We start from the raw sequence: 19,359 nt of genomic DNA, 5'->3' as shown, positions 1-19,359 counted from the left end.
TTATCCTAGTACTGGCGGTAACTGGATAAATGCCGCGATGTCCACCAAAGTGGAGAAATGACCGTGGCAGAAGCAAGGCGAGCCGACCTGTCGGCCTTCCTGCGCACCCGCCGCGAGCGGATCACCCCGGAGATGGTCGAGCTCGCGCCAGGACTGCGCAGGCGCACCCCCGGCCTGCGGCGCGAGGAGGTCGCCCAGCTCGCGGGCGTGGGCGTGACCTGGTACACGTGGCTGGAGCAGGGCCGCCCGATCAACGCCAGCACGCAGGTGCTCGACGCGATCGCCCGCACGCTCCGGCTGGACAGCGCCGAGCGGCAGCACCTCTACCGGCTGGCCGGGCACGTGCAGGTCCCGCTCGACGCGGACACCGGCCAGGTGACGCCGGAGATGCGGGCGATACTCGACCGGCTCGGCGACATGCCGGCCTGCGTCTCCAACAGCCGCTACGACATCCTGGCCTGGAACCCCGTCTACGCCCTGCTCTTCCCCGAGTTGGTCGGCGCGCCGGAGGGGGAGCGGAACTCCCTCTGGCACGTGTGCACCGACCCGCACCCCACGGCGCGGCTGCTGGATCGCGAGCAGGATCTGGCCAGGGCGGTGGCCATCTTCAGGGGCGCCTACGCCCGGCACGCCGACGACCCCTGCTGGCAGGACTTCGTGCGCAGGCTGAGCAGGGAGAGCGCCGAGTTCGCCCAGCTCTGGGCCAGGCAGGACGTGGCCGATCCGGGGCCGAGGACGAAGTCGTACCAGCACGTGGAGATGGGGGTGCTGCGCTTCAGCAGCACCAGTCTCATGGCCGCGCCGGAGATCCGGCTGATCGTCTACACGCCGGCGGACGATCAGACTTGGGGCGCTATGACCAAATTGCTGCGGAACGGGGAGACTGCGCGGTAATCCGCCCTGCATGGCATGCTCGATCCCTGAAAGTAAGGATTCGAGCGGAAGTGGCGGCAGATGAGACTCCCCCTTGCCCTCCCGTTGCTGGCTGTGGTCGCCGCGCTCGCGGCGTGCTCGCCGGCACCGGAGCGGCAGCCGCAGAGCAAGCAGGTGGACCAGCAGGCGGCCGGCACCCCGACGGGGAAGCCGACGCCCGAGCGGCGGCCGTACACGATCTCCTTCGGCGGGGACGTGCACTTCGAGGGCATGCTGCGGGGCCGGCTCGCGAACCCGCGCACGGCGCTCGGACCCATCGCGAGCGTGCTGCGCGCGTCGGACTTATCGATGATCAACCTGGAGACGGCCATCACGACGGCGGGGACGCCGGCGCCGGGCAAGCAGTTCACGTTCAGGGCGCCGCCGACCGCGTTCACCGCGCTCAAGAGCGCCGGGGTGGACGTGGTGTCGATGGCGAACAACCACGGCATGGACTACATGGACAGCGGGCTGGCCGACTCGCTGGCGGCGATCAAGCGCAGCAAGTTCCCCGTGGTCGGGATCGGGAAGAACGCGGCGGAGGCGTACAAGCCGTTCAGGAAGACGGTGAACGGGAACCGGGTGGCGATCATCGGGGCCACGCAGGTGCTCGACGCGGAGTTCATCCAGTCGTGGACGGCCACGGCGGACAAGGGCGGCCTGGCCTCGGCCAAGGACGAGCCCGCGCTGATCAGGGCCGTACGGCAGGCCCGTAAGACCTCCGACACCGTCATCGTGCACCTGCACTGGGGCACCGAGATGCAGAAGTGCCCGAACGAGGCGCAGCTCTCGCTGGCTCCCAAGCTGGTCAAGGCGGGGGCCGACGTGGTGGTCGGCGGGCACGCGCACATCCTGCTCGGGTCCGGATATCTCGGCAACGCCTACGTCAACTACGGCATGGGCAACTTCGTCTTCTACAACTCCACCCCGGGGACGACGGGCAGGACCGGTGTGCTGACGCTGACGATCAACGGGCGGAAGGTGCTGAAGGACCGCTGGACCCCGGCCACCATCCAGGGCGGCGTGCCGATCGCGATGACGGGCACGGCCAGGACCCAGGCGGTGGCCGACTGGAAGGCGCTGCGCTCCTGCGCGGGGCTGGCCGCGCGACCCTGAGCGATCTATCCTTGTTGGATTACGTGTCCAACAGGGGGTTCCGCGATGCGCTGGGTGGAGTCCGGTGACGTACGGCTGGCGGTCTTCGAGGAGGGCGACCCCGCCCGCCCGACGATCCTGCTGCTGCACGGCTACCCGGACACCCACCGGGTGTGGGACGAGGTGGCCGCGCTGCTGCGCGACCGCTTCCACGTGGTGCGGTACGACGTGCGGGGGGCCGGCCGGTCGAGCGCTCCGCGCGACCGGCGCGCCTACGACTTCGACCGGCTGATCGGCGACCTGTCCGCCGTGCTCGACTCCGTCGGCGAGCCCCGCGTCCACCTCGTCGGGCACGACTGGGGGTCGCTGCAGGGCTGGGAGGCCGTGGCGCGGCCGGAGACGCGTGCCCGCCTGGCCTCGTTCACCAGCCTCGGCGGGCCGGGGCTGCGGCAGCTCGCGCACTTCGCCCGGCACGGCCGGCGCCGCGACGTCGCCGCGCAGCTCGCCAGGGCCTGGTACATCGGCGCCTTCCTGATCCCGGTGGCGCCCGAGCTGGCCTGGGGCACGGTCATGCCCAGGGCCGTCGGCCGCACCCTGCGGCGCGGCGACGGTCTCGGCCCGAGGCCGGGGCATCCGGCCGACACGCTGGTCCAGGACGGGCGCAACGGGCTCTGGCTCTACCGGCGGAACATGCGGGGCGCGCTGCGGGGCGACGGGAGCGATCCGCGCGTGGACGTGCCCGTGCAGGTCATCGAGTCCAGCCGCGACGCGTTCGTGTCGGGCGCGACGCTGGCCTCGGCCGGGCAGTGGGTGCGCAGGCTGTGGCATCGGAAGGTCGCGGCCGGGCACTGGATCCATCGGAGCCGTCCCGAGGTCGTCGCCGGGATGGTGGGCGAGTTCGCCGCGCACGTGGACGGAGCCGCGCCCGCCAGGGCGCTGCGGCGGGCGCGGGCGGGAGGAGGAGGCGGGATGTTCGCTGACCGGCTGGTGGTGGTCACGGGAGCGGGATCGGGGATCGGGCTGGCGACGGCCCGGGCGTTCGCGGCGCATGGGGCCGAGGTGGTGTGCGCGGACATCGACGCCGACGCCGCCGCGCGGGCCGCCCGCGCCATCGCGAAGGATCTCGGAGGTACGGCGCATGCCGTGCAGGTCGATGTCGCGAATATTGATCAGATGGAGGCTTTTTCGCGAAATATCATCTCCGAATATGGCGTGCCGGACATTGTGGTTAATAATGCCGGGATCGCCGTCGCGGGGTCCTTCTTCGATCATACGGTTGACGACTGGCGAAGGATCATCGACGTCAATCTGTGGGGCGTCATCCACGGCTGCCGCCTGTTCGGCGCCGCCATGGTGGAGCGCGGCGAGGGCGGCCACATCGTCAACATCGCCTCGCTGGCGGCGTTCGCGCCGTCGCGGCTGCTGCCCGCTTACTCGACCTCGAAGGCGGCGGTGAAGATGCTCAGCGACTGCCTCAGGGCCGAGCTGGCCGGGCACGGCATCGGGGTCAGCGCCGTCTGCCCGGGCTTCATCTCCACGCCGATCGCGGGCAACACCACGTACGTGGGGGCCGACCTGCGGGACCAGGCCGTGCGGGGGCTGGCGCGGCGCGGCTATCCCCCCGAGCGGGTGGCCGCGCACATTCTCCGCGCGGTGCACCGGAATCAGGCGGTCGTGCCGATCAACCTGGAGGCCAGAATCGGTTATGCCCTGTCCCGGATTTCGCCGCGCGCGATGCGTGGACTGGCCCGCTTGAGCGGATCCCGGAGAAATTCACAAATTGCCAGGTAACGATCGCCCGTACAGGAGAAGATGAATACGTGTCTTCGCCGCAAATGGATGATGATTGCTCACAGCCCAAAGCCCTCAGGCGGCAGCCCGCACAGCGCCGCAGCGCGCGTCGCGTCGAGCGGATGCTCGACGCCTGCGCCGTACTGCTCGACGAGCTCGGATACGAGTCGCTGTCCACCACCCGCATCGCCGAGCGGGCGGGGGTCGCGATCGGATCGGTCTATCAGTTCTTCCCTGACAAACGTGCCATCACCCAGGAGCTCACCCGGCGCAACGTCGAGGAGTTCGTGCGCCGGGTCGATCGCAGGTTCCTGGAGCAGGACTACCGCGGCTGGTGGGAGGCGGTCGACGCGATCATCGACGAGTACGTCGACATGCACAGGACCGTCGCCGGCTTCAAGAGCCTGCACTTCGGCGACGCGGTGGACCTCAACCTGCTCGACTCCGACTCCGACAACAACACGGTGATCGCGGGGCGGCTGCGCGGGCTGCTGCTCAAGGAGTTCGGGCTGGCCGACAGCCCCGAACTGGACGTGGCCGTGCTGGTGGCGGTGGAGGCGGGTGACTCGGTGCTCAAGCTGGCCTTCCGCCGCGACCCGAACGGCTCGCCCGAGATCATCGAGGCGGCCAAGCACCTGATCCGCGGCTTCCTGTCGCGGCAGCTCAAGTCCTGGTCACCGCACGTCTAGCGGGCCGCTCCCGCCGACGTCCGCGACCTCGGCCAGCAGGCCGGACAGCCACGCCGGCACGTCGCGGACCCAGACCTTGTCCTCCTCCTGCTCGCCCAGCGCGGTGGCGGGCACCTGCTGGAACCGCGGCGTGGTGGGAGTGCGCAGGCAGGGCGCGGGGAAGGAGACCGGGCGGGCGTCCCTGGCCTGGCGAACATGCAGCCTGGTCTCCAGTGCTCGGAGGTTGCGTTCCGCGGATTCGATGGCTTCCAATCGGGCGGAGAAAAAGCCGGCCAATCCGGGAACGAGGGCCGAGAGCACGACGGCACAGGCCAGGGTGAAGGTCATCTGCTTGGACATGCCCATGACAGCCCCTTCGCTCGCGTGGACGCAAAGCGAGCTGTATATGCCCGATGAGCTGCGTGGACACGCTCTGCGTAACCATGCTTTGACGACGCGTTGCCGAATTTGTAAGTGACCGGCGATGTGCATTGACCGGGCAAAAGCCCGGGTTGCTCGGTAGTCTCGCGGTGTGGCGTATGTGACCCGTGAGCACCTTGATCGTCTGCTTGAGCAGGCCCTACTGGCCGACGACCACAGTTCCCTGGCCGGTCGGCTATACGACGTCGCGCTCGGCTATTCGTCGGGCGACGTCTCCAGGGCGTCCATCCTGGTTCTCGCCGCTGAGGAGTGGCGAGCGGCGGGTCAACCCGCGCGCGCTATGGAGTGTTTCCAGCGCGCGGTAGAGGACGGTGGCGAGGCGGGTTTCGACCCGCGTGCCGGCATCGCCGACACGCTCTTCGAGCTCGACAGACCCGATGAGGCTAGGGAGGTCATCGAGACGATACGCGCGGAGGGCGGCGTCTCCACGGCGACCGCTCACACGATCGCCGAGACGCTGGTCGCCTATGGCGATCTTCAAGGGGGGCTCGAATGGGCCACCCAGGCGGCGCTGGGCTCCGACGAGAGCGACCCCGAGCACGGCGCGGCGCTACGCACGCGCTACCGCATCAGGGTCGACCTCGGCCTGCCGGAAGACGAGCTCGACGAGCTCGTCTCCTGACGGCACGGTCGTAACGCGAAGGGGCCGCGGTCGGCGGCCGCGGCCCCTTCGGTCATGGGAGCCGGGCGCGGCAGGCACATTCCGCGCCCGGGCGAGGTGGCCTGGGCCGGCCCCTGCCAAGGACCGCGCGGCTCAGCGCAGGCCGAGGCCCTGGGCCAGGCCGGTGAAGCCGTCCACCACGGGCTGCCCGCCGGGCAGCATCGAGGTGCCCTCGACGCTCTCCACGGCCTTCGGCAGCAGCACGCCGATGACGTCTGCCCCGACCTCGTAGACCGGCTCCTGGAGGTCCAGCGGCGACTGGATGCCGGTGCCGGCGATGCGGTTGTCGTGGGGGCCCGGGGGCAGCGACTTCTTGCCGGGCGCCTTGGACTGCAGCGGACGCTGTGGCAGGGCGGGCAGCGCCGGGATGCCGGCCATGGTCGCCAGGTCCTCCATCCCGATCAGGCCGGGCACCGCGGGGAACAGCGCGGGCGCGCCGGAGGACAGTGAGGGCATGCCCCAGGTGGCCGCGATCCCGCCGAGGTCGGCGGTGCCCAACGCGGACTTCCCGGTCGCCAGGCCGGTCAGGCCGAGCTGCCTGGCGAGGCTCCCGGCGGCCATGGCCATCTTGTTGCTCTCCTCGGTGACCATCCTGCTGCTGGCGTTGCCGCCGTCGTTGATGCGGACCCTGGTCTGCTCGTCGCAGTACGCCGCGAACGAGGAGGTCGACAGCAGGGCGGGCTCGGAGTTCGCGCAGGCGTCCGCCATCGAGGGTCCTGCGGTCAGCCAGCTGACGCCGGCGGTCAGAGTGGCCACCGCAAGGATGCTTCGGATCTTCCGAGATGCCACTTCACGTCCCCCTGAACGATTTCGGTGATCTGACGAACGCTGAACGTAGTCATGCCGAAGGCCGGGGGAGCGCGGCTTGTCCGAAGAGAGGACCGAACCTTACCAAGCAGGCGGCCGGATGACCCTGCCATGACACGCCGAAGCCCGGAGATCGGCCGGATCTCCGGGCTTCGGCCGGGGGTCTAACCCCGCTGGACGAGCAGCTCGTCGTCGCCGAGCTCCACGCGGACCTCGTCGCCGTCCACGACGTCTCCCGACAGCACGGCCTTGGCCAGCTTGTCGCCGATGGCGGACTGGACCAGGCGGCGCAGCGGGCGGGCGCCGTACAGCGGGTCGTAGCCCGTCAGGGCCAGCCACTCGCGGGCCGCCGGCGTGACCTCCAGCCGCAGCCTGCGGTCGGCCAGGCGCTGTCCCAGGCGATCGACCTGGAGATCCACGATGCGTGCCAGCTCCTCCGAGCCGAGCGCGTCGAAGAGGATCACGTCGTCGAGGCGGTTGAGGAACTCCGGCTTGAACGAGCTGCGCACCGCCCCCATGACCGCCTCGCGCTTGGCGCCGTTCTCCAGCTTGGGATCGACGAGGAACTGCGAGCCGATGTTGGAGGTCAGGATCAGGATCGTGTTGCGGAAGTCGACCGTGCGGCCCTGGCCGTCGGTCAGCCGCCCGTCGTCGAGCACCTGCAGCAGGATGTCGAACACCTCGGGGTGGGCCTTCTCGACCTCGTCGAGCAGCACCACGGTGTACGGGCGCCGCCTGACGGCCTCGGTGAGCTGGCCGCCCTCCTCGTAGCCGATGTAGCCGGGAGGCGCCCCGACGAGCCTGGCCACGCTGTGCTTCTCGGAGTATTCGCTCATGTCGATGCGGGTCATCGCCCGCTCGTCGTCGAACAGGAACTCCGCCAGCGCCTTGGCCAGCTCGGTCTTGCCCACACCAGTCGGGCCGAGGAACAGGAACGAGCCCGTCGGCCGGTCCGGGTCGGCGATGCCGGCCCGGCTGCGGCGTACGGCGTCGGAAACGGCCTGTACGGCCTGCTGCTGGCCGATGAGGCGCTTGCCCAGCTCCTCCTCCATCCGCAGCAGTTTGGCCGTCTCAGCCTCAAGGAGCCGCCCTGCGGGGATGCCGGTCCACGACGAGATCACCTCGGCGATGTCGTCGGCCCCGACCTCCTCCTTGACCATGGCGTTGTCCGGCGGCGCGGCGTCGGAGGCGGCCTTCAGCGCCTGCTCCAGCCGGGGCACCTCGGCGTACATGAGCCTGGACGCGGCCTCGAAGTCGCCGTCGCGCTGGGCCCGCTCGGCGGCGCTCCTGGCCTCGTCGAGCTGCTTCTTCAGCTCGCCGACCTTGTTGAGCCCGGCCTTCTCGTGCTCCCAGCGGCCGACGAGGGCGTTGAGCTCCTCCTGTCGGTCGGCCAGCTCCTGGCGGAGGCGTTCGAGCCGCTGGACGGAGGCCTCGTCGGTCTCCTTCGACAGGGCCAGCTCCTCCATCTTCATCCGGTCGACGTTGCGCTGGAGCTGGTCGATCTCCACGGGACGGGAGTCGATCTCCATGCGCAGCCGCGAGGCGGCCTCGTCGACCAGGTCGATGGCCTTGTCGGGGAGGAAGCGGTTGGTGATGTAGCGGTCGGACAGCGCCGCGGCGGCCACCAGCGCGCTGTCGGCGATCTGCACCTGGTGGTGGGCCTCGTAGCGGCCCTTCAGCCCGCGCAGGATCGCGATCGTGTCCTCGACCGTGGGCTCGCCCACGTAGACCTGCTGGAAGCGCCGCTCCAGCGCCGGGTCCTTCTCGATGCGCTCGCGGTATTCGTCGAGCGTGGTCGCGCCGATCATGCGCAGCTCGCCGCGGGCCAGCATCGGCTTGAGCATGTTGCCCGCGTCCATCGCGCCCTCGGCGGCCCCCGCGCCGACGACCGTGTGCAGCTCGTCGATGAACGTCACGATCTGCCCGTTGCTCTCCTTGATCTCGGAGAGCACGGCCTTGAGCCGCTCCTCGAACTCGCCGCGGTATTTCGCGCCCGCCACCATCGCGCCCAGGTCGAGCGAGATCAGCCGCTTGTTGCGCAGCGACTCGGGCACGTCGCCGGCCACGATGCGCTGGGCCAGGCCCTCGACGACGGCCGTCTTGCCGACGCCGGGCTCGCCGATCAGCACCGGGTTGTTCTTGGTGCGGCGGCTGAGCACCTGGACCACGCGGCGGATCTCGGAGTCGCGGCCGATGACCGGGTCGAGCTTGCCGCCGCGGGCCCGCTCGGTCAGGTCGACGCCGTACTTCTCCAGCGCCTGGTAGGTGTCCTCAGGGGTCTCGCTGGTGACGCGGGCGTGGCCGCGTACTTTCTCGAACGCGTCGAGCAGCGCCTGCGGCGCCGCGCCCTGGGACCTGAGCAGCTCGGCCACCGGACCGCCGTCGGCGGCCAGGCCGACCAGCAGGTGCTCGGTGGAGACGTAGAGGTCTTCGAGGCGGTTGGCGTGCTGGGCCGCGGTGTTCATCACCGTCAGGAGCTGGCGCGAGCTCGACGGCGCCCCCACCGTCGAGCCCTGGGCCTTCGGCAGCGCCGCGAGCTGCTCCTCCGCCCGCGCCCGCAGCGTGCGCCAGTCGGCGCCGACGGCTTCGAGCAGCGGGACGGCGGTGCCGCCCGTCTGGGAGAGCAACGTGGTCAGCAGGTGGGCCGGGGAGATCTCCGGGTTGCCGTCGGCGGCGGCACGCCGCATGGCCCCGGAGAGCGCTTCCTGGCTCTTCTGGGTGAGCTTGTAGTCCATGGTCTTCTAGGCCCCCGGTGGCAGCTCGTAGCGGATCAGCGCGCGCACCATCCGCATCTCCGCGCGCAGGCGGTGAACCTCCTCGCGCAGCCGCAGAGCTTCGTTCTCGAGCTCGAGAATCCGCTTGATGCCCGCGAGGTTGATGCCCTCCTCCTGGGAGAGCCGCTGCACCTCGCGGAGCTGGATGATGTCGCGTGTCGAGTAGAGGCGGCCGCGGCCGGCCGTGCGCCCAGGACTCACCAGGCCGAGCCGGTCGTACTGCCGTAGCGTCTGCGGGTGGAGCCCTGACAGCTGCGCGGCCACCGAGATCACATAGACAGGCGTGTCGTCTGACAGGTCGAAATAGTTGGCGTCCATCGCCTACTCGCTTCTGGCTCGCTGAATGAGATCAGCGCGCGGGTCCTCACCCGCGATCGCGGTGTTGAACTCCGTGAGAAGCTCGCGTGACTTGTCGTCAAGCGTCTTGGGCACGACCACCTCGACAGTGGCGAGCAGGTCGCCCTTGGTGCCGTCTTTGCGGGTGACGCCCCTGCCGCGCACGCGGAACGTGCGCCCGTTGGGCGTGCCCGCGGGGATGCGCAGCGTGACCGGCAGCCCCTTGAGGATCGGCACCTTGATCTCCGCGCCCAGCGCGGCCTCCGTGAACGTCACGGGCACGGTGATCGTCAGGTTGTCGCCCAACCTGCCGAACACGGCGTGCGACTTGACGTTCGTCTGGATGTAGAGGTCGCCCGCCGGCCCGCCGTTCTCGCCCGGCGCGCCCTTGGCCTTCAGCTTGACCCGCTGGCCGTCGGCCACCCCCGCGGGGATGCGCGCCTGGATGGTGCGGGTGCTCTTGGCCCGGCCGCTGCCGTCGCACACGGGGCAGGGGACGTCCACGATCAGCCCGCGGCCCTTGCAGTCGCGGCAGGGCTCGGAGAAGGCGAAGTTGCCCAGGTTGCGGCTGGCCGCGCCGGTGCCCTCGCAGGTGGGACAGACCCTCGGGGTCGTGCCCGCCTTGGCGCCGGTGCCCGTGCACGCCGCGCAGGCGGCCGAGCTGGTCAGCCTGAGCGACACCGTCGTGCCCTCGACCGCTTCCGTGAACGACAGCGAGACCTCGGACTCGATGTCCTGGCCACGCCTCGGCCTGGTCGCGCTGGTCGTACGGGCAGAGCCGCCGCCGCCCCGGTTGAACAGCCCCCCAAACAGGTCGCCGAGCCGCTCGCCCGCACCGCTGGTCTGGCTCTGCTGACCGGTGCCGCCGAACAGGTCGCCGAAGTCGAACGGGAAACCGCCACCGCCGGGCCGCTGGCCGCCCACCCCGGACCCGAACAGCGTGCGCGCCTCGTCATATTCCTTGCGGCGCTTGCTGTCGGACAGGACGTCGTAGGCCTCGGAGACTTCCTTGAACTTGGTCTCCTTGGCCGAGTCGCCCTGGTTGGTGTCCGGGTGGTACTGCCTGGCCAGCTTCCGGTAGGCCTTCTTGATCTCGTCGGCGGTGGCGGTCTTGGGCACACCAAGGACGGCGTAGTAGTCCTTTTCCAGGTAGTCCTTGGTGCTCATCTGCGGCCCTTCGTCCTCGTGTTAGTTGTCGTCGTCGTCATTGGACGCGGGAGGAGCGTCCTCGGGCTCGGCAACGGCCACCCGCGCGGGGCGCAGCACCCGGTCACCCAGCCGGTATCCAGGCTGCAGCACCTCGATCGCGGTCGGCTCGGTCACCTCGGGCGAGTAGCTGTGCATCAGGGCCTCGTGGACCGTCGGGTCGAACGGGTCGCCCTTCTGGCCGAAGGCGCTGAGGCCCAGCTTCGTGAGCGCCGCCTCCAGTGACTCTGCCACCTTCGCGAAGCCGCCGGTCAGCTCGCCGTGGTCGCGGGCCCTGCCGATGTCGTCGAGCACGGGCAGTAGCTCGACCAGCGCACCCGCGACGGACTGCTCGCGAACCGCGGCCCGGTCGCGCTCGACCCTGCGGCGGTAGTTGGTGTACTCCGCCTGGAGACGCTGCAGGTCGGCCGTCCGCTCGGCGAGCTGGGCCGCCAGCTCGCCGTCCTGGGCCTGGGGCGCCTCGGCGGGCGCCTCCTGCTGGACGCCCGAGGCGCCGCGTACCTGCCCCGTCTCCGGGTCGATCTTGCGGTTGTCGCGGATCACCGGCTCGTCGTGCCCGTTTTCACTCGGCGGCATCACTTGTCCTTCTTCGGCTGGTCTTCGTCGACGATCTCGGCCTCGACCACGTCGTCGTCGGCCTTCTGGTCCTGGCCGTCGGCGGCGTCCTGCGGAGCGGCGCCCTCGCCGCCCTGCTGGGCCTGGCTCTGCGCGTAGATCGCCGAGCCCATCTTCTGGCTGACCGTGGCGAGCTTCTCGGCCGAGGTGCGGATGACGTCGGTGTCGGTGCCCTCCAGAGCCTTCTTCAGCTCGGCCAGGGCGTCGTTGACCTCGGACTTGATGTCGCCGGGGACCTTGTCGTCGTTCTCGCGGAGGAACTTCTCCGTCTGGTAGGCGAGCCCGTCCGCGTTGTTGCGGACCTCGGCCTCCTCGCGGCGCTTCTTGTCGTCCTCGGCGTACGACTCGGCCTCGCGCATCATCCGCTCGATGTCGTCCTTCGGCAGCGCGGAGCCGCCGGTGATCGTCATCGTCTGCTCCTTGCCCGTGCCCAGGTCCTTGGCGGAGACGTTGACGATGCCGTTGGCGTCGATGTCGAAGGTGACCTCGATCTGCGGGATGCCGCGCGGCGCCGGCGCGATGCCGGTCAGCTCGAAGGTCGCCAGCTTCTTGTTGTAGGAGGCGATCTCGCGCTCACCCTGGTAGACCTGGATCTGCACCGACGGCTGGTTGTCCTCGGCCGTGGTGAAGACCTCGGAGCGCTTGGTCGGGATCGTCGTGTTGCGCTCGATGATCTTGGTAAAGATGCCGCCCTTGGTCTCGATGCCCAGCGACAGCGGGGTCACGTCGAGCAGCAGGACGTCCTTGACCTCACCCTTGAGCACGCCCGCCTGCAGGGCCGCGCCGATGGCGACGACCTCGTCGGGGTTGACGCCCTTGTTGGGCTCCTTGCCGCCGGTCAGCTCCTTGACGAGCTCGGAGACGGCGGGCATCCGGGTCGAGCCGCCGACCAGCACCACGTGGGCGATGTCGGCGACCTTGATGCCGGCGTCCTTGATGACCTGGTGGAACGGGCCCTTGGTCCGCTCGAGCAGGTCGGCCGTCAGCCGCTGGAACTCGGAGCGCGTCAGCTTCTCGTCGAGGTGCAGCGGGCCCTCGGACGACGCCGTGATGTAGGGCAGGTTGATGTTGGTCTCGGACTGGCTGGACAGCTCGATCTTGGCCTTCTCCGCCGCCTCGCGAAGGCGCTGGAGTGCCATCTTGTCCTTGGCCAGGTCGACGCCGTGCGCGTTCTGGAAGCGCTTGACGAGCTCGTCCACGACGCGCTGGTCCCAGTCGTCGCCGCCGAGGTGGTTGTCACCGGAGGTGGCCTTGACCTCGACGAAGCCGTGGCCGTCCTCCTGGCCGACGTCGAGCAGCGACACGTCGAAGGTGCCGCCACCGAGGTCGAAGACCAGGATGGTCTGGTCCTGCTCCTTGTCGAGCCCGTAGGCGAGGGCCGCCGCGGTCGGCTCGTTGATGATGCGCAGCACGTTGAGGCCCGCGACCGTGCCGGCCTCCTTGGTGGCCTGGCGCTGAGCGTCGTTGAAGTAGGCCGGGACGGTGACCACCGCGTCGGTGATCTTCTCGCCCAGGTACGCCTCGGCGTCCTGCTTCAGCTTCTGCAGCACGAAGGCGCTGATCTGCTGCGGCGAGAACTTCTTGCCGTCGATCTCCTGGGACCAGTTGGTGCCCATCTCCCGCTTGACCGAGCGGATCGTCCGGTCCACGTTGGTGACGGCCTGCCGCTTGGCGACCTCACCCACCAGGACCTCGCCATTCTTCGCGAAGGCGACCACGGACGGCGTGGTCCGCGAGCCCTGCGCGTTGGCGATGACGGTGGGCTCACCGCCCTCGAGGATCGAGACGACGGAGTTGGTCGTCCCAAGGTCGATACCTACCGCACGTGCCATGAGTACGTCCTTGTAGTCAAAGTTGAGTCTGGTGGACTCAAGCTACGGATGTGTGTCGTCTTTGTCAAACGACTTGAGCCTACCCGACTCAACCTCGATGAGCGCGAAAGCATTCCCGCCGAGCGGGCTGGAACAGGGCATGAGACCGCACACTCTGCGCAACGGGACAAAAGCCCAGAGGGTTCCTCGGACATGCGCGGACCCCGGCACGGTGGGCGCGTACCGGGGTCCGCCAGGGAGATGGCTCAGCTCACGGGGTGATGGCAGGCGGGATCAAGCGGTCTCATGGGCCCCCTGGAGACGCCGCGTCACCCTCGACGCCTGATCGATGTATCGCAACAAAACGATCGGTTGTCATCAGGGGTGTCCGATGTTGGACAGGTCACGGTTTGGCGCCGTCCACGATCTTCCGCGTGCCGAGTGCCTTCTTGAGCTTGACCGTCGTGGTCTTCTCGACCGCGATCATGATGCAGGCGACGTTCGCGGCCTTGGGCCCGGTGCCCTCGTACAGGGTGATGGTGACCCGCTTGGCGGTCTCCTTCACCTTGACCCTGTCCAGGACCGTGCAGGGCGCGACGCCCGACCACCAGGTGAGCTTGACCTTCTTGTTCTTCGAGACGGGCGTGGCCTTGGTCCACCGGACCTTGTGCACGTTGATGGCGTCGCCCGTCGGCTTGACCGGCTCGGGGCTCTTGGTGGGAGCGGTGGTGACCGGGTTCGCCACGACCGGCGGCTTGTCGGGCGTCGAGGCGGCGACCCGCTCGGCGGGCGGGGCGGCGCCGCAACTCGTCGCGAGCACCAGACATCCGGCCATGAGAGTCGCTGTCATTGTCCGCATACCAATAGGACGAATCACGCGGGTCCCTGGTTCAGCGCTATGCCGATGAGGTGGGCGGTTAGTGTGGTCCACGTGCTCCGTCAGGCCCTGCTCGCCATCTCCAAGAGCCGACGCGCCGAGCGGCTCGTCACCAGCTCGCCACTGACCGCGGACGTGGTCAGACGCTACGTCGCCGACGACATCGGCGCCGTCGTCGACCGGCTGACCCGAAACGGCCTGCTCGTCTCCGTCGACCACCTCGGTGAGGAGGTGGCCGACAGGGCGCAGGCCCAGCGCGCCGTCGGCGAATACCTGTCGCTGCTCGACCGGCTGCCAGCGGGCGCCGACGTGTCGGTCAAGCTCACCGCGCTCGGGCTGAGGCTGTCGGAGCAGCTCGCGCTCGACCACGCCGCCGTCATCTGCCAGGCCGCCGAGTCCAAGGCCATCACGGTGACGCTCGACGCGGAGGAGCACGACACGATCCCCGGGCTGCACGCCGTGCACGCCACCCTGCGCAAGGAGCATGCCGACGTGGGGGTGGTGGTCCAGGCGTACCTGCCGGAGGCGCTGGAGCGCTGCCAGAAGCTCGGCGGCGCCCGCGTACGCCTCTGCAAGGGGGCCTACACCGCCCCCGGCGCCTACACCTCGACCGCCGACATCGACCTGTCCTTCGTACGGTGCCTCAAAGCCCTCATGGAGGGCACCGGCTACCCCATGGTGGCCACGCACGACCCCCGGCTGGTGCGCATCGCCTCGACGCTCGCCGTGCTCGCCGGGCGCGACGTGGCCGGCTTCGAATACCAGATGCTCTACGGCGTGCGCCCCGGCGAGCAGACCCGCCTGGCCGGGCTGGGCGCCAAGGTGCGCGTCTACGTCCCCTACGGCGCCGACTGGTACGCCTACCTCATGCGCCGCCTGGCCGAACGCCCCCGCAACCTGGCCTTCTTCCTCAGGTCACTGGTGTCGCGAGGCTAGCCGATAGGCTTCCAGGAACTACCGAGGAGCCGAAATGATCGCGATTCTGGGCACCGGCAAGATGGGCGAGGCCCTGCTGTCGGGGCTGCTGCGGGCCGGGTTCAAGCCGGGCGACATCATGGCGACCACGCGCAGGGCCGAGCGGGCGCAGGCGTTGCGCGAGACCTACGGCGTGCGCACGGTCTCCAACTCGGAGGCGGCCAAGACCGCCGACACGCTGGTCCTGGCCGTCAAGCCGCAGGACATGGCCACGCTGCTGGCCGAGATCGCCCCCTATGTGCCCGCCGACCGCCTGGTGATCACCGCCGCGGCCGGCATCACGACGTCGTTCGTGGAGCAGCGGCTGGGGGTGGACGTGCCGGTGGTCAGGGTGATGTCCAACACGCCGATCAGGTTCGACGAGGCCATGAGCGTGATCTCGGCGGGCGCCCACGCGGGCGAGGACCACCTCAAGCTCACCGAGGGCCTGCTCAAGCCGGTCGGCAAGGTGCTGCGCATCCCCGAGTCCCAGCAGGACGCCGCCACCGCGCTGTCCGGCAGCGGCCCCGCCTACTTCTTCTACCTGGTCGAGGCCATGGTCGACGCGGGCATCCTGCTCGGCATGCCGCGGGCCGCCGCGCTCGACATGGTCACCCAGTCGATCGTGGGGGCGGCGGTGATGCTGCGCGACTCCGGCGAGCACCCGGTGATCCTGCGCGAGGCCGTCACCTCGCCCGGCGGCACCACGATCGCGGCCATCGCGGAGCTGGAGCGGCACAGCGTGCGCGCCGCGTTCCTGGCCGCCATCGAGGCCGCCCGCGACCGGGGGCGCGAGCTCGCCTCCGGCTGAGCGGACTTGACCGGTCGCTTGGGTGGGCGGGTTGCCCTGCTCCTACGATGGGTCGGGTGACGATCCGTCGCGGGGCCGCCCCGCTGCTCGTCCTTTTAGCACTGACCGGCTGCACGTCCGATGAGCAGCCCGGCGTCCAGGTGGGCGACGTCACCCGTGCGCCGGTCACCGAGGTCGTCGAGGCTCCCGCCACGATCGGCGCGCGTGCCTCCGCGACCCTGCGCTCGCCCGCCCAGGGCACGATCGCCAAGCTGTACGTCCGCGAGGGCGACCACGTACGCAAGGGCCGGCCACTCGCCAAGATCCGCTCACCTCAGGCCCAGGACCAGCTCAAACAGGCCCGTCAGGCGTCCAAGACGGCTGAGCCCGCGAGCTTCACCCCCAGCGTGTCGCTGCCGTCCCTCGACACTGGGGCGTTCGACCGCAAGGTAGCCGTCCACTTCGCCAAGGCGCGCAAGGAGGCGAAGAAGGTCAAGGACGCCCAGGCGCGCAGGCAGCTCCTGAGCGCCATCGATCTCGCCCAGGCCCAGCACCGCGCGCAGACCCGGGCGCTGGCCTCGATCACCACCCAGCTCAACCGCTCGATCAGCGGCATCCTGTCCGGCGTGACCAGCGGCCTGTCCAGCTCAATGGCCTCGCTGCAGGCCGCCTCGAAGTCCCAGGCCAAGGCCGCGGTCAAGGCGGCGAAGAGCACGGTCGACTCCCTGACGATCAAGGCGCCGTTCAGCGGCGTCGTCACGTTCGGGCGGGCCTCGGGCGGCGGCGGCGCGGGCGGCGGCGTCGAGAGCCTGCTCAGCCAGCTTCCCGGCGGCGGGCAGCTCCCGTCCGTGCCCTCCGCGGGCTCGTCCGCCGGGAGTCCGGTCGCGACCGGAGTGCCCGTCTCGGCTGGCGACCCCATCGTCACCGTCACCGACGTCTCCGAGCTCACCCTCGACGCCGACGTGGACGAGACGGACGTGCTGCTGGTCGAGAAGGGCGCCAAGGCGGAGGTCGAGCTGGACGCGGTGCCCGGCGCGACGTACACCGCCGCCGTCACCGGCATCGGCGTCACCCCGATGGAGGGCACCACGGGCGGCGTCAGCTACCCGGTGCGGCTCAGGCTGGGGCCGGGCACGTTCGACGACGGCTCCAGGGCGCCCACGCCCAAGCCGGGCATGAGCGCGGTCACGCGGCTGACCGTGCGCGAGTCGCCGTCCGCCGTCGCCGCCCCCGCCTCGGCGATCGTCTCCAGCGGGCGCGAGAGCGTGGTCTGGGCGATCAGGAACGGGGTGGCCGAGCGGCGCGTGGTCAAGCTCGGGGCCCAGGGGGACGCCGTGGTCGAGGTCTTGAGCGGGCTGTCCGTGGGGGAGCGCATCGTGGTCAAGGGCGCGGACTCCGTACGGCAGGGGCAGCGTCTCCCATGACCGCGCCCGGGAACCCGCAGGAGAGCGAGCCCCCGGCGCGGCGGGCGGAGGGGGCGGCGCCGCCCGCCATCGAGGCGGTGGACGTCGTCAGGCGCTACGAGCTCGACGGCGTGGCCGTGGAGGCGCTGCGCGGGGTGTCGCTGCGGATCGCCAGGGGCGAGTTCGTCGCCGTCATCGGCCCGTCGGGGTCCGGCAAGTCCACGCTGATGCACCTGCTCGGCTGCCTCGACCGGCCCACCTCCGGCGTGCTCAGGATCAACGGGGTCGAGCTGTCCGGGCTGTCCGACACCGAGCTGGCCGAGCTGCGGAACCGGACCATCGGCTTCGTCTTCCAGTCCTTCCACCTGCTGGGCCGGACGTCGGCGCTGGACAACGTGGCGCTGCCGCTGGTCTACCGGGGTGTCGGCAGGGCCGAGCGGCGCGACAGGGCCCGCGAGGCGCTGGAGTCCGTGGGGCTCGGCCACCGGCTGGACCACCGGCCCTCGCAGATGTCCGGCGGGGAGCAGCAGCGCGTGGCCATCGCCAGGGCGCTGGTCGGGGAGCCCAAGGTGCTGCTGGCCGACGAGCCCACGGGCAACCTCGACACGGGCAACGGGACGGAGGTCATGGCCATACTCGACCGGCTGAACGCCGACGGCGGGGTGGCCGTGGTGCTGGTCACGCACGAGCCGGAGATCGCGGCCCACGCCAGAAGGCAGATCCACGTACGCGACGGCCTGATCGAACGGGACACCACATGAGCTCGCCGACCGGAGGGAGGCCATGAACGCGCGAGGGAGTGGCGTCGTCTGGAGGAGTGGCGGGAGCGGAGCGACCAGAGCGGGGGAAGGCGGCGGCGTGAGGCGACCGAGCCCGCCTCTGCGCAGCAGAGGCCATGGGCACAGCAGTGGCGTCGTCTGGAGGAGTGGCGGGAGCGGAGCGACCAGAGCGGGGGAAGGCGGCGGCGTGAGGCGACCGAGCCCGCCGACCGGAGGGAGGCCATGAACACAGCCGAAGCGCTGGTGATGGCTCTGGAGGCGTTGCGGGTCAATCGGCTGCGCAGCGCGCTGACCATGCTCGGCGTCATCATCGGCGTGCTGGCCGTGGTGATCCTGGTGGCCATCGGCACCGGGGCGAAGGACGAGATCGAGCGGCAGATCTCCGGCCTCGGCACGAACATCATCCTGGTCGTCCCCGGCCGCATCAGCCTGGGTGCGGCCCCCACGCAGAGCAAGCTGGGCATGGCCGACGTGGCGTACGTCCGGCGCGTGGTGGGCGATCCGTCGAAGGTGACGGTCTCGCTGCAGTCGGGCGAGACCGTACGCGTCGGCCGGGTCGAGGCGTTCGTCACGGTGATCGGCACCGACCAGAACCTGGTCAACATCTTCGAGCGGCCCGTGGAGAAGGGCCGCCCGCTGAGCGAGACCGACGTGGACACCCGGCGCAGGGTCGCCGTCCTGGGCTCCGAGGTGGCCGACCGGCTCTTCGGCGATCTCGACCCGATCGGGCGTCAGGTGACGGTGTCCGGGGCGAGGTTCCGGGTCGTGGGCGTGTACGCGACGGTCGGCCAGGCGTTCGGGCTGTCCCGCGACCAGGAGATCCACATCCCGGTGACGACGGCGCAGCGGCTGTTCGGGATCGAGCGGATCAACGGGCTCGCGGTCGGCGCGTCCGGACCCGACGAGATCGACCCGCTGTCGGACAAGGTCACGGCGGCGCTGCGGGCCCGCTATCCGGGCGAGCAGTTCTCGGCGGTGACGCAGACCGCGCTGCTCGGCACGATCGGCAGCGTGCTGGGCATGCTCACCGGCGTGCTCGCCGCCATCGCGGGGATCTCGCTGCTGGTCGGCGGCGTGGGCGTGTCGAACATCATGCTGGTCAGCGTGCGCGAGCGCACCCGCGAGATCGGGCTGCGCAAGGCGCTCGGGGCCAGGCAGCGGGACATCCTGGCGCAGTTCCTGATCGAGGCGGTGCTGCTGACGACGATCGGCGGGCTCGTCGGGATCGTGCTGGGGGTCGGGGGCGCGCTGGCCATCGCGGCGCTCACCGAGGTGCCCGCGTCGATCACCTGGTGGTCGATCGCGCTGGCCTTCGGGGTGTCGGCGGCGGTCGGGATGTTCTTCGGCGTGGCGCCGGCGCGGCGGGCGGGCCGGCTGGACCCGGTCATCGCCCTCCGCGCCGAGTGAGCCGGGAGCCGTGCCCTTCGCCACAGAGCGGG

17 protein-coding genes and 1 pseudogene are annotated in these 19,359 nt (G+C 70.3%); 10 read left to right on the top strand and 8 right to left on the bottom strand.

Going from position 1 to position 19,359, the window contains the following annotated elements; all coding sequences use genetic code 11:
• The first annotated feature begins 57 nt into the window (after positions 1-57).
• The 4 genes from ETD85_RS03125 to ETD85_RS03110 all read left to right on the top strand — a co-directional run bounded on the left by ETD85_RS03125 (position 58) and on the right by ETD85_RS03110 (position 4,487).
• Positions 58-894 carry a helix-turn-helix transcriptional regulator gene (locus ETD85_RS03125; RefSeq protein ID WP_138688044.1) on the top strand — a complete coding sequence of 279 codons (837 nt, stop codon included), beginning with the start codon at positions 58-60 and terminating at the stop codon, positions 892-894.
• A 60-nt stretch (positions 895-954) separates the two neighbouring features.
• Complete coding sequence (locus ETD85_RS03120) at positions 955-2,028, top strand: CapA family protein (protein ID WP_138688043.1); 1,074 nt, start codon at positions 955-957, stop codon at positions 2,026-2,028.
• Between the two features lie 45 nt (positions 2,029-2,073).
• Positions 2,074-3,798 carry an SDR family oxidoreductase gene (locus ETD85_RS03115; RefSeq protein ID WP_138688042.1) on the top strand — a complete coding sequence of 575 codons (1,725 nt, stop codon included), beginning with the start codon at positions 2,074-2,076 and terminating at the stop codon, positions 3,796-3,798.
• Positions 3,799-3,920: 122 nt separating this feature from the next.
• A complete protein-coding gene (locus tag ETD85_RS03110; RefSeq protein WP_138688041.1) occupies positions 3,921-4,487 on the top strand; it encodes a TetR/AcrR family transcriptional regulator in 567 nt (188 codons plus the stop codon).
• Here ETD85_RS03110 and ETD85_RS03105 read toward each other — a convergent pair.
• Positions 4,473-4,826, bottom strand: a complete 354-nt coding sequence (locus ETD85_RS03105) for a hypothetical protein (RefSeq protein WP_138688040.1) — start codon at positions 4,824-4,826, stop codon at positions 4,473-4,475. The two genes, ETD85_RS03110 and ETD85_RS03105, sit on opposite strands and share 15 nt — an antisense overlap.
• A gap of 172 nt (positions 4,827-4,998) precedes the next feature.
• On the opposite strand from ETD85_RS03105, the gene ETD85_RS03100 reads away from it, so the two are divergent.
• Complete coding sequence (locus tag ETD85_RS03100; protein ID WP_240778848.1) at positions 4,999-5,529, top strand: tetratricopeptide repeat protein; 531 nt, start codon at positions 4,999-5,001, stop codon at positions 5,527-5,529.
• A gap of 132 nt (positions 5,530-5,661) precedes the next feature.
• Here ETD85_RS03100 and ETD85_RS03095 read toward each other — a convergent pair whose 3' ends face one another.
• The 7 genes and pseudogenes from ETD85_RS03095 to ETD85_RS03065 form a co-directional block, all read right to left on the bottom strand.
• On the bottom strand, positions 5,662-6,324 hold the full coding sequence (locus ETD85_RS03095; protein ID WP_138688039.1) for a hypothetical protein: 663 nt from the start codon (positions 6,322-6,324) through the stop codon (positions 5,662-5,664).
• A 215-nt stretch (positions 6,325-6,539) separates the two neighbouring features.
• A complete protein-coding gene (gene clpB / locus ETD85_RS03090) occupies positions 6,540-9,110 on the bottom strand; it encodes an ATP-dependent chaperone ClpB (protein ID WP_138688038.1) in 2,571 nt (856 codons plus the stop codon).
• Positions 9,111-9,143: 33 nt separating this feature from the next.
• Positions 9,144-9,467, bottom strand: a pseudogene (locus tag ETD85_RS03085) (heat shock protein transcriptional repressor HspR); the annotation flags it as partial.
• Between the two features lie 3 nt (positions 9,468-9,470).
• Entirely contained in the window at positions 9,471-10,652 is a 1,182-nt protein-coding gene (gene dnaJ / locus ETD85_RS03080; RefSeq protein WP_138688037.1) for a molecular chaperone DnaJ, read from the bottom strand.
• 21 nt (positions 10,653-10,673) lie between these two features.
• A complete protein-coding gene (grpE, locus tag ETD85_RS03075; RefSeq protein WP_138688036.1) occupies positions 10,674-11,267 on the bottom strand; it encodes a nucleotide exchange factor GrpE in 594 nt (197 codons plus the stop codon).
• Entirely contained in the window at positions 11,267-13,138 is a 1,872-nt protein-coding gene (gene dnaK, locus ETD85_RS03070; protein ID WP_138688035.1) for a molecular chaperone DnaK, read from the bottom strand. The genes grpE and dnaK overlap by 1 nt, the downstream gene beginning before the upstream one ends.
• Positions 13,139-13,520: 382 nt before the next feature.
• Positions 13,521-13,967, bottom strand: coding sequence for a hypothetical protein (locus ETD85_RS03065; protein ID WP_240778845.1), 447 nt, complete (start codon positions 13,965-13,967; stop codon positions 13,521-13,523).
• A gap of 81 nt (positions 13,968-14,048) precedes the next feature.
• On the opposite strand from ETD85_RS03065, the gene ETD85_RS03060 reads away from it, so the two are divergent.
• The 5 genes from ETD85_RS03060 (at position 14,049) to ETD85_RS03040 (ending at position 19,327) form a co-directional block, all read left to right on the top strand.
• On the top strand, positions 14,049-14,930 hold the full coding sequence (locus ETD85_RS03060; protein WP_138688034.1) for a proline dehydrogenase family protein: 882 nt from the start codon (positions 14,049-14,051) through the stop codon (positions 14,928-14,930).
• A gap of 34 nt (positions 14,931-14,964) precedes the next feature.
• Complete coding sequence (gene proC / locus ETD85_RS03055) at positions 14,965-15,759, top strand: pyrroline-5-carboxylate reductase (protein ID WP_138688033.1); 795 nt, start codon at positions 14,965-14,967, stop codon at positions 15,757-15,759.
• 56 nt (positions 15,760-15,815) lie between these two features.
• The gene (locus ETD85_RS03050) at positions 15,816-17,162 is read left to right on the top strand and encodes an efflux RND transporter periplasmic adaptor subunit (RefSeq protein ID WP_170246472.1); all 1,347 of its coding nucleotides are present in this window, start codon (positions 15,816-15,818) and stop codon (positions 17,160-17,162) included.
• Positions 17,159-17,902, top strand: coding sequence for an ABC transporter ATP-binding protein (locus tag ETD85_RS03045; RefSeq protein ID WP_138688031.1), 744 nt, complete (start codon positions 17,159-17,161; stop codon positions 17,900-17,902). Before ETD85_RS03050 ends, ETD85_RS03045 begins: the two co-directional genes overlap by 4 nt.
• A 240-nt stretch (positions 17,903-18,142) precedes the next feature.
• A complete protein-coding gene (locus ETD85_RS03040; protein WP_138688030.1) occupies positions 18,143-19,327 on the top strand; it encodes an ABC transporter permease in 1,185 nt (394 codons plus the stop codon).
• Positions 19,328-19,359: the final 32 nt, after the last annotated feature.

Source organism: Nonomuraea zeae, assembly GCF_005889725.1.
In the GTDB taxonomy this organism is placed as follows: domain Bacteria; phylum Actinomycetota; class Actinomycetes; order Streptosporangiales; family Streptosporangiaceae; genus Nonomuraea; species Nonomuraea zeae.
The sequence above is the reverse complement of the archived record's forward strand: the minus strand, read 5'-3'. Positions and strand labels throughout refer to the sequence as shown.